8 protein-coding genes and 2 pseudogenes are annotated in these 9,582 nt (G+C 71.1%); 8 read left to right on the top strand and 2 right to left on the bottom strand.

Annotated elements, in window-relative coordinates; translation table 11 throughout:
• The 3 genes and pseudogenes from AB0F81_RS48455 to AB0F81_RS48445 all read left to right on the top strand — a co-directional run.
• A pseudogene (locus AB0F81_RS48455) lies at nt 1-1,034 on the top strand (chromosome segregation protein SMC); the annotation flags it as partial.
• 6 nt (nt 1,035-1,040) lie between these two features.
• Nucleotides 1,041-1,655, top strand: a complete 615-nt coding sequence (locus AB0F81_RS48450) for an HAD-IA family hydrolase (protein WP_360210743.1) — start codon at nt 1,041-1,043, stop codon at nt 1,653-1,655.
• A gap of 56 nt (nt 1,656-1,711) precedes the next feature.
• Nucleotides 1,712-2,368 (top strand): hypothetical protein, encoded by a 657-nt coding sequence (locus AB0F81_RS48445; protein WP_360210741.1) that lies wholly within the window; start codon nt 1,712-1,714, stop codon nt 2,366-2,368.
• 1 nt (nt 2,369) lies between these two features.
• Here the strand turns inward: AB0F81_RS48445 and AB0F81_RS48440 are convergent, their stop codons facing one another.
• Nucleotides 2,370-2,891, bottom strand: a complete 522-nt coding sequence (locus tag AB0F81_RS48440; RefSeq protein WP_360210739.1) for a DinB family protein — start codon at nt 2,889-2,891, stop codon at nt 2,370-2,372.
• Entirely contained in the window at nt 2,888-4,582 is a 1,695-nt protein-coding gene (locus AB0F81_RS48435; RefSeq protein WP_360210737.1) for an alkaline phosphatase D family protein, read from the bottom strand. The genes AB0F81_RS48440 and AB0F81_RS48435 overlap by 4 nt, the downstream gene beginning before the upstream one ends.
• Before the next feature lie 116 nt (nt 4,583-4,698).
• On the opposite strand from AB0F81_RS48435, the gene ftsY reads away from it, so the two are divergent.
• The 5 genes and pseudogenes from ftsY to AB0F81_RS48410 form a co-directional block, all read left to right on the top strand.
• Nucleotides 4,699-5,907 carry a signal recognition particle-docking protein FtsY gene (ftsY, locus tag AB0F81_RS48430; protein WP_360210735.1) on the top strand — a complete coding sequence of 403 codons (1,209 nt, stop codon included), beginning with the start codon at nt 4,699-4,701 and terminating at the stop codon, nt 5,905-5,907.
• Between the two features lie 80 nt (nt 5,908-5,987).
• A complete protein-coding gene (locus AB0F81_RS48425; protein ID WP_360210733.1) occupies nt 5,988-6,785 on the top strand; it encodes an aminoglycoside phosphotransferase family protein in 798 nt (265 codons plus the stop codon).
• Between the two features lie 164 nt (nt 6,786-6,949).
• Nucleotides 6,950-8,320 (top strand): ammonium transporter, encoded by a 1,371-nt coding sequence (locus AB0F81_RS48420; protein ID WP_360210731.1) that lies wholly within the window; start codon nt 6,950-6,952, stop codon nt 8,318-8,320.
• Between the two features lie 33 nt (nt 8,321-8,353).
• Nucleotides 8,354-8,692, top strand: coding sequence for a P-II family nitrogen regulator (locus tag AB0F81_RS48415; protein ID WP_360210729.1), 339 nt, complete (start codon nt 8,354-8,356; stop codon nt 8,690-8,692).
• A 5-nt stretch (nt 8,693-8,697) separates the two neighbouring features.
• A pseudogene (locus AB0F81_RS48410) lies at nt 8,698-9,582 on the top strand ([protein-PII] uridylyltransferase); the annotation flags it as partial.

The following is a 9,582-nucleotide window of genomic DNA, read 5'->3' as shown; positions in this document are numbered from 1 at the left end:
GCGCGGTCGCGCTGGGTGCGGCAGCCGCGCTCCAGCGCGTCGCCGTGTCGCTGGCCGCCGCCGCCGAGGCCCGCGACCAGATCGCCCAGGCGCGGACCATGCGCGAGGCCGAGCTGCAGGAGGTACGCGGGAGCGCCAAGCGTCTCGGCATCGAGCTGGAGCGGCTGACCAGCGAGGTGCACCGGGACGAGATGGCCCGCGCTGAGCAGCGGATGCGCATCGAGCAGCTGGAGGCGAAGGCCGCCGAGGACTTCTCGCTCGACGTCGAGACGCTGATCAGTGAGTACGGCCCGGACCAGCTGGTGCCGCCGACCCAGGCCGACGTGGCGCTGGCCGAGAAGGACGGCAAGCCGGCGCCGGAGCCGGTGCCGTTCCACCGGGCCACCCAGGAGAAGCGGGCCAACAAGGCGGAACGCGACCTGACCCTGCTCGGCAAGGTCAACCCGCTGGCGCTGGAGGAGTTCGCCGCGCTGGAGGAGCGCTTCAAGTTCCTCTCCGACCAGCTCGAGGACCTCAAGGCCACCCGCAAGGACCTGCTCACCGTGGTGAAGGACGTCGACGACCGGATCCTGGAGGTGTTCACCTCGGCGTTCGAGGACACCGCCCGGGAGTTCGAGATGGTCTTCCAGGTGCTCTTCCCCGGCGGTGAGGGCCGGCTGGTGCTGACCGACCCGGAGGACATGCTGACCACCGGTGTCGAGGTGGAGGCCCGCCCGCCGGGCAAGAAGATCAAGCGGCTGTCGCTGCTCTCCGGTGGCGAGCGCTCGCTGACCGCGGTCGCCATGCTCTGTGCGATCTTCCGGGCCCGCCCGTCGCCCTTCTACATCATGGACGAGGTGGAGGCGGCCCTCGACGACGTGAACCTGGGCCGGTTGATTACCCTCTTCCAGCAGTTGCGGGAGAAGAGCCAGCTGCTCATCATCACGCACCAGAAACGCACCATGGAGGTCGCGGACGCCCTCTACGGCGTCACGATGCGGGCCGGTGTCACTCAGGTGATCAGCCAGCGCCTCAAACACGAGTCGGAGGACTAGACAAGCATGCGCGATCGCGCCCGGGCCCTGTTGATCGACCTGGACGGCGTGCTGCGCCGCTGGGACCCGGCCCCGATGATCGCTGTCGAGATCAAGTACGGGCTGAAGCCGGCCTCCCTGCTCGAGACCGCGATGTCGTGGGACATCTACCGGCCCGCGATGGCCGGCGAGATCACCGACGAGGAGTGGATGAGGCTGGTGGCCGACCGGCTGCCGCTCGCCGCCGAGGAGTCGGCCGCCGCGGTCGCCGAGTGGCAGGCCTACCGGGGCGAGGTGGACCCGGAGGCGCTGGCGTTCGTCCGGGAGGTGCGGGCCGCCGGCCGTCCGGTCGGGATCGCCACCAACGCCACCGACCGGTTGCGCGGCGACCTGGACCGGCTCGGCCTCACCGGTGAGGTGGACCTGGTGGTCAGCTCGTGGGAGCTGAAGGTGCACAAGCCGGCACCGGAGTTCTTCCAGCAGGCCTGCCTGGCGATCGGCCAGCTGCCCAAGCACGTGCTCTTCGTGGACGACGACGACCGGGTGATCCGCGGCGCCCGGGTGGCGAACCTGTCGGGCTACCGGTGGGCCGGGCCGGAGCACGTACCGTACCTGCGCAAGGTGCTCGACCTGCCGGGTTGACCGGGCCCGAAATGATGGCGTTGTGCCACCCGGCACGAATGCCTGAAGGGACCGTCATGTCAGCTCTCGGCCGGATCGGCGCGCTCGCCACCGGATGCGCCCTCGTTCTCGGTGTGTCGGCCTGCACCTCCGACGAGGAGCCCTCCGCCGCGGTCACGTCCTCGGAGGCCGTGGGGCCGTCATCGGAAGCCGTGGTCCCGTCGTCGGCGCCGGCCCCGGCGACCTCCGCCGCTCCGGAGGGCACCGGCGCCCCGCTGCAGGGCGGCCGCCAGGTCGTGTTCGCCCTGGCCGGCGCCGGTGGCGAGTCGATGCTCGCGGTCACCGGCACCGGTCTCGTCGAGCTGACCGAGGAGTACAGCGACACGGCCCTGTTCGTACCCACCCCGGTCCGGGTCGGCGGTGACCAGTTCCTGATCAAGACCGGCAAGATGCAGCGCGGCGGCGAGGCGTTCTGCCTCAAGGTGCACTCACCGGGGGCGAGCCAGGCGCTGCGGCTGAAGATCGCCGCGTGCGACGCCGGTGACCGCGAGCAGGTCTTCACCTTCCCGGCGGCCACCGACGGCTCCGGGCGGCTGATCGAGGTGGCCGGGCTCTACGCCTTCGCCAAGGCCGGGGACCCGGATGTCGTGGTCGAGGAGGCCGGCGAGGGCGACTTCCCCGCCTTCACCGTCGTCGACCGCGGCCGCGCCACGATCCCCCGGCTCGGCCACTGAGTCAGAAACCGGTCGCGCCGTCGATGCGCTCGCGGATCAGGTCGGCGTGGCCGTTGTGGCGGGCGTACTCCTCGATCATGTGCAGGTAGACCCAGCGGAGGCTGATCGGGCCGCGGCGGCCCTCGTGCTCGCTCTCCAGCGGAAGATCGGCCACCGCGGCGTCGGCCAGCTTCACCTCGGCCTGGAAGGCGGCGAGGTCGGCGTCGGCGTCGGCGTCCGCCACGTCGTCGAACTCGCCGTCCACGTTCTCCGGCGAGCTGTAGACGTCCGGAAGCTCGCGCAGGCCGCCGGCGTGCTTGCGGAACCAGCCGCGCTCCACCTCGGTCATGTGCCGGACCAGGCCGAGCAGGGTGAGGTTGGAGGGCTCCACACTGGCGGTCTTGAGCTGCTCGGCGGTGAGCCCGGTGCACTTGCCCAGCAGGGTCTGCCGGTGCCAGTCGAGCCAGCCCTGCAGGAGCAGGCGCTCGTCGCCGATCTTCGGTTCGGTCTCACGGTGCGCCTCGGGCGCGGTCCAGGTAGTCATCGCCGCACATTCTGCGGGCGGTAGTCGACCGAGGCCACCTGATAAAGCTCGCCGGCCTTGGTGGTGCCCTCGATGCGGGCGGTCGCGGTGGACCCGTCCAGCCGCAGGATGCCCACCGCGTTGCCGAAGTACGGCCCGGCCAGCCGCTTCCAGCGCAGCATCGGCTTGCGTACGCCGGCCGCCTTGGGCAGCCCACGGGCCACCCGGGCGACCGCGCGGGACCAGCTGATCCGCATCAGCGGCTTCAGCGGCGCCGGCACCTGGTTGTGGATGGGCGAGCAGGTGAGCTGCATGACCGGGGTGGCCATGGCGTGCCCGAAGTCGGCCCGCGCCACGTACGAGTGGTGCACGTCACCGGAGAGGACGCTGATCGAGGCGGGCGCCGCGTACGCCCCGCCGGCGCCGACCCGGTTCGACGGCGCGTCCGGCCCGCCCTCGCCGAGCCGGCGGAACAGCTCGCCCAGCGCCTCGAACGACCGGCCGAACGCGGCCCAGTGCTCCAAGTCGAAGGCCCGGCGCACCTTCTCGCCGAAGGCGGCGGTGCGGGGGTGGTGCGACTCGGCGGCCCGCTCGTTCCACGCCTCCAGGTGGTGGATGGCGGGCGGCATCAGCCATGGCAGCGACGAGCCGATCACCAGGTGGTCGTAGTCGCCGTGGGCGCGGTCCAGGAACCAGTCCCACTCGACGGCCGGCAGCATCGCCCGCGCGCCCGGCGTCAGCACCCGGTTGCACCGGTTGTCCAGCACGATCAGCCGGGTCCGGCCCAGGTCGAGCGCGAAACTCCACTGGTATGGCTGGTCGGTGTTCTCCGCCGACTCCGGCTCGTCCACCCGCTGCCCGAAGTCGCGCATCAGGTCGGTGGCGTCGTCGGCCGTGCTCACCTTCTGGAACAGCACGTCGGCGGCGAGCTCGTCCGGGCTGAGGTTGCCGAGGTGCTGATAGATCCAGTACGACGCCAGCCCGCCCGAGATGCGCTCGCGCCACCAGGACTGCCGGGCCATGTCGGCACGCCAGGAGGCCGAGGTGTTCCAGTCGTCGATCAGCTCGTGGTCGTCGAAGATCATCACGCTGGGCACGGTGGAGAAGAGCCACCGCACCTCCGGGTCACGCCACGACTCCAGATAGAGCTTCGTGTACTCCTCGAAGGTGACCACCTGGTCCTGCGGGCCACGGTGGCCGTTGCGGCGGCGGTTCCGCAGGAACCGACGCACCTTCTTCGAGGGCTCGTCCGCGTAGACCTGGTCGCCCAGCAGGACGAGCAGGTCGGGGCGGGCGGCCGGATCGGCCATCAGGCGCCGGGCGAACGCGTCCAGCGCGTCCGGCGGCAGGCTGCGCCGGGTCGCCTCCGGCGTCGCCTCCCGGCAGGAGCCGAAGACCAGGCTCACCGGCTGGTCACGGTCGTCGGCCGCCCGGGTCCGGATCACCGGAGCGGGGTACGGCGAGTCGTCGGCCGGCCACACCACCCGGTCGTCGAGGGTGACCCGATAGGGGTGGGCCGAGTCGGGGGTGAGACCGGTCACGATCACGAGGGCGTAATGGTGGCCGTACGCCGAGAAGGTCGATGCGGAGCCGGCACCGCCGCCCTCCACCTCGACCCGCACCTCGGCCGGGGCGCTGGTCTCCAGCCACAGGGTGGCGCGGTCGCCGACGACGCGGCGCAGCACCGGGCCGATGAGCAGTTGTGCGGTCACCGGGGGGTTCCTCCACGCTCTCGTCAGGGGGTGTCCCATCCTGCGCCACCAGGGCCCGGAATCGCCAGTGCGCGGCCGTTGCCACGTACGGACGGCTCATCTGTCAGGATTCGGGCATGGAATACGTGGTCGCCGCAGTGATCCTGCTCGTCGTCCTGGTCGTGGGCGCGGTCGGGCTGGTGGTGCCGAAAATGCGCCGCCGTGAGCTTCCCCCGCCGCCCACCTCGGGCTCGACCACCACCCTGGAACGGCCCCCGGTCGCGGTCCCGCCGACCGAGGAGGAGCTCCCGCCGCTCATCGAGAAGCCGGCCGACCGGCCCGCCGCGCCGCCGGTCGTCGCCGAGGAGCCGGTGGTCGAGGAGCCGGTGGTCGAGGAGCCGGTGCTGGAGACGCCGGCGCCGACCGCCGGCCGGCTGGTCCGGCTGCGCGCCCGTCTGGCCCGCTCGCAGAACGCGCTCGGCCGCGGCCTGCTCAGCGTCCTCTCCCGGGACCACCTGGAGGAGGACGACTGGGAGGAGATCGAGGACAGCCTGATCACCGCGGACGTCGGGGTCGAGGCCACCCAGGTGATCGTCGAGCGGCTGCGCGAGCGGGTCCGCGTGCTCGGCAGCCGGACCGTCGCCGAGGTGCGCGAGCAGTTGGCCGAGGAGCTGACCGCGGCGCTCGAACCGGATCTGGACCGCAGCCTGAAGACCATGCCGCACGACGGCCGCCCGGCGGTGATGCTGGTGGTCGGCGTGAACGGCGCCGGCAAGACCACCACCTGCGGCAAGATCGGCCGGGTGCTGATCGCCGACGGGCGCAGCGTCCTGTTCGGCGCGGCCGACACCTTCCGTGCCGCCGCCGCCGAGCAGCTGTCGACCTGGGGTGAGCGGGTCGGCGCGGAGACCGTGCGCGGCCCGGAGGGCGGCGACCCGGCCAGTGTGGCGTTCGACGCGGTCAAGCGCGGCATCGACGTCGGCGTGGACACCGTGCTGATCGACACCGCCGGCCGCCTGCAGAACAAGGTCGGCCTGATGGACGAGCTCGGCAAGGTCAAGCGGGTGGTGGAGAAGCACGGCCCGGTCGACGAGACCCTGCTGGTGCTCGACGCGACGACCGGTCAGAACGGTCTCGAACAGGCGCGTGTGTTCACTGAGGTGGTGGATGTCACGGGTGTGGTTCTCACCAAGCTGGACGGCACCGCGAAAGGTGGCATCGTCATCGCCGTGCAGCGCAAGCTGGGGATTCCCGTCAAGCTGGTGGGTCTGGGCGAGGGTCCGGACGACCTCGCGCCGTTCGAGCCGAAGGCCTTCGTCGAGGCTCTCCTTGGGGCCGACGCGTAGGCTCGCGGGAGACAGAGGCTCGGCCTTGCGCCCGTTGGTGGGCGGTGGGCGGGCGGTTGGACGGGTTCGGGAGGCCGTGAGTGACGCAGGAGCCGGTGCGCGAGATTCCGCTGCACGGTGGCAACGTCAGCACGGTCTCCCGGATCGGCGACACCGTCCGGCGCAACGCGGGGCCCTGGACCCCCGCCGTGCACGCCCTTCTCAACCATCTGGAGCGGGTCGGCTTCACCGGCTCGCCCAAAGCCCTGGGCATGGACGAGAAGGGCCGTGAGGTCCTCTCCTACCTGGACGGCGAGTGCGGGGAGTATCCGCTGGCCCCGCACTGGGTGACCGAGGAGGCGCTGGTCACGGTCGCCACCATGCTGCGGATGTTCCACGACGCGCAGTACGGCTTCGTGCCCCCGCCCGGCGCGGTCTGGCGCTCCTTCGGCCCGCCGCCGCCGGACACCGAGGTGATCTGCCACCACGACGCGGCACCGCACAACGTGGTCTGGCGTCCGGACGGCACCCTCGCCCTGATCGACTTCGACCTGGCCTCGCCCGGCTCCCGGCTCTACGACGTGGCGTACGCGGCGTGGACCTGGGTGCCGCTGTTCAGCGACCGCGACTCCTACACGCTGGGCTGGAAACGGCCCAACCGGCCGCGGCGGCTGCGCCTGTTCGCCGACGCGTACGGTCTGATCCCGCGCGACCGGCACCGGCTGGTGCGCACCATGCGCAAGCGGATCGTGGACCACGTCGAGGGCATCCGGCGGATGGCCGCGGCCGGCGATCCGGCCTTCGTGCGGATCGTGCACAAGGGCCATCTGCGCCGCCCGATGCGGGATCTGCGCCTGCTCGACTACGAGCGCCACACGCTGGAGTACGCCCTCCGTTGACGCTGTGAGAGTTTCTTCACACGTCGGAAACATGCCGTCACTCGCCGGTAATCGCGCGAAGACCATGCGCGAAACAGCGGAGCGGAAAGCTTCGCCGCATCCGGCCAGGGGCGATGCCGCCACGCTGCGCCGCGAGGGAGGTATTCCTACATTAGGAGGCCAGCGTGCCTGATGCACCGACGATTGATACCGGCAACACCGCGTGGCTGCTCGTCTCCACCGCACTCGTGTTGCTCATGACCCCTGGGCTGGCGCTGTTCTACGGCGGCCTGAACCGGTCCAAGGGCGTTCTGAACATGATGATGATGAGCTTCAGCGCCATCGGGCTCGTCTCCGTACTTTGGCTCTTCTACGGCTTCTCCCTGGCGTTCGGTACCGACCAGGGCGGTGTCATCGGCAACATCGGTGACTACCTCGGCACCAAGACCTTCCTCGGCGAGGGCGACCTGTGGGGCGCCACCGCGGAGAACCCGAGCGGCACCGGCATCCCGCTCTACGTCTTCATGGCCTTCCAGATGATGTTCGCGATCATCACGGTGGCCCTGATCAGCGGCGCGATCAGCGACCGTACGAAGTTCAGCGGCTGGCTGCTGTTCGCCGGCGCCTGGGCCACCCTGGTCTACTTCCCGGTCGCCCACTGGGTCTGGGGCGGTGGCTTCATCTACGACCTCGGCGCGCTGGACTTCGCCGGTGGCACCGCGGTGCACATCAACGCGGGTGCCGCGGCCCTCGCCCTGGTCCTGGTGCTCGGCAAGCGGGCCGGCTGGCCGCGTGAGGCGATGAAGCCGCACAACATCCCGCTGGTCGCGCTCGGCACCGGTCTGCTGTGGTTCGGCTGGTTCGGCTTCAACGCCGGCTCCGAGCTGACCGCTGACAGCATCACCGGTCTGGCGTTCATCAACACCCAGGTCGCCACGGCCGCCGCGGTCCTCGGCTGGCTGCTCATCGAGAAGATCCGCGACGGCAAGCCGACCCTGGTCGGCGCCTCCTCCGGCGCCATCGCCGGTCTGGTCGCGATCACCCCGGCCTGTGCCTTCGTCGCCCCGTGGGCCGCGACCCTGCTGGGCCTGGTCGCCGGCGCGGTCTGCGCCCTGGCGGTCTCGCTGAAGTACCGGTTCGGCTACGACGACTCGCTCGACGTGGTCGGCGTGCACTTCGTCGGCGGCTGGATCGGCTGCCTCTGGATCGGCCTCTTCGGCAGCACCGACGTCAACGCGCTGGTGGAGAACGAGGGCCTGTTCATGGGCGGCGGCGTGAGCCAGCTGGGTGTCCAGGCGCTCAGCGCCCTGATCGTCACCGTCTACTCCTTCGCGGTGGCCTTCGTCCTCGGTTTCGTGATCAACAAGACCATCGGTTTCCGGGTCTCCAAGGAGGCCGAGATCGACGGCATCGACCTCGCCGAGCACGCCGAGAGCGGGTACGACCTGTCGCCCGCCGGCGGCAGCGGCGGTGGCGCCTTCGCGATGGCCGGGATCAAGCCCGCCAGCGCGCCGGCTGAGGAATCTTCCCCGGTCAGCGAGAAGATCTCCGGTTAAATTCTGATGGCTGCTCCGATGGAAGGACTGAGCATGAAGCTGGTGACCGCGGTCATCAAGCCGTACCAGCTCGACGCGGTGAAGGAAGCTCTGCACGCCCTGGGCGTCGCCGGGCTCACCGTGAGCGAGGTACAGGGTTACGGCCGGCAGAAGGGCCACACCGAGGTGTACCGGGGTGCCGAGTACACGGTCGAGTTCCTGCCGAAGATCAAGGTTGAGGTGCTGACCGACGAGATCGACGTCGAGAAGATCGTCGACGCGGTGATCACGGCCTCCCGGACCGGCAAGATCGGTGACGGGAAGGTCTGGGTGACCACGGTCGACGAGGTCGTCCGGGTGCGGACCGGCGAGCGCGGTCTCGACGCTCTCTGATCGACATGACGAACCCGTTGAGTGAGCCCCCGGCCCCGCCGGCCCGCCCGGCGCCCGGTGGCTCACTCGACAAACTCAAGGAACACATCGGCGCCGCGGCCCGCGAGGAGCGGGCGGCGGCGCTCGACGTCTGGCTACGGACCCTCTTCCCGGCCCACCTCAGCGGCGTCAGCCTGATCGCGGTCGGCGGCCTGGGCCGGCGCGACTGCGCCCCCTACAGCGACCTCGACCTGGTGCTGCTGCACAACGGCACGGCCGGGATCGACCGGATCGCCTCCGCGCTGTGGTACCCGATCTGGGACGCCCGGCTCGGGCTGGACCACTCGGTGCGGACCCTGCCCGAGGCGCTGTCGGTCGCGCACGACGACGTGAAGGTCTCCCTCGGCCTGCTCGACGCCCGGCACGTGGCCGGGGACGCCGCCCTCTCCGCCGAGCTGGTCGCGGCCGCCGGCGACCAGTGGCGGCGCACCGCGGTGCGGCTGATGCCGCAGCTCAGGGAACTCACCACGACCCGCTGGGGCAGCCACGGCGAGCTTGCCTTCCTGCTCGAGGGCGACCTCAAGGAGGCGTCCGGCGGGCTGCGCGACGTGACCCTGCTGCGCGGTATCGGCCGGGCCGGGATCGCCGACACCATGCGGCCCGCGGTCCGCGCCGCCAATCTGCGCCTGCTCGACACCCGGGACGCCCTGCACCTGGCCGTCGGCCGCCGGGTGGACCGGCTCGTCGCCCAGGAACGCAAGGCCGTCGCCGACCTTCTCGAGATCGACGACCCCGACACGCTGCTGCGGCGGGTGTCGGGCGACGCCCGTACCGTCGCTCATGCGGTGGACGACGCCTGGCGCGCGATCGACCGGCTGCGGGCAGACCTGCGGGCCAAAGGCGGAGCCGCG

This window comes from Actinoplanes sp. NPDC024001, assembly GCF_040638955.1.
Lineage (GTDB): Bacteria > Actinomycetota > Actinomycetes > Mycobacteriales > Micromonosporaceae > Actinoplanes.
The sequence above is the reverse complement of the archived record's forward strand: the minus strand, read 5'-3'. Positions and strand labels throughout refer to the sequence as shown.

What these genes read in the sequence shown, in the direction of transcription:
- AB0F81_RS48450 (WP_360210743.1), top strand. Translation starts at nt 1,041, where the DNA reads ATGCGCGATCGCGCCCGGGCCCTGTTGATCGACCTGGACGGCGTGCTG.
- AB0F81_RS48445 (WP_360210741.1), top strand. Translation starts at nt 1,712, where the DNA reads ATGTCAGCTCTCGGCCGGATCGGCGCGCTCGCCACCGGATGCGCCCTC.
- AB0F81_RS48440 (WP_360210739.1), bottom strand. Translation starts at nt 2,891, where the DNA reads ATGACTACCTGGACCGCGCCCGAGGCGCACCGTGAGACCGAACCGAAG.
- ftsY (WP_360210735.1), top strand. Translation starts at nt 4,699, where the DNA reads ATGGAATACGTGGTCGCCGCAGTGATCCTGCTCGTCGTCCTGGTCGTG.
- AB0F81_RS48415 (WP_360210729.1), top strand. Translation starts at nt 8,354, where the DNA reads ATGAAGCTGGTGACCGCGGTCATCAAGCCGTACCAGCTCGACGCGGTG.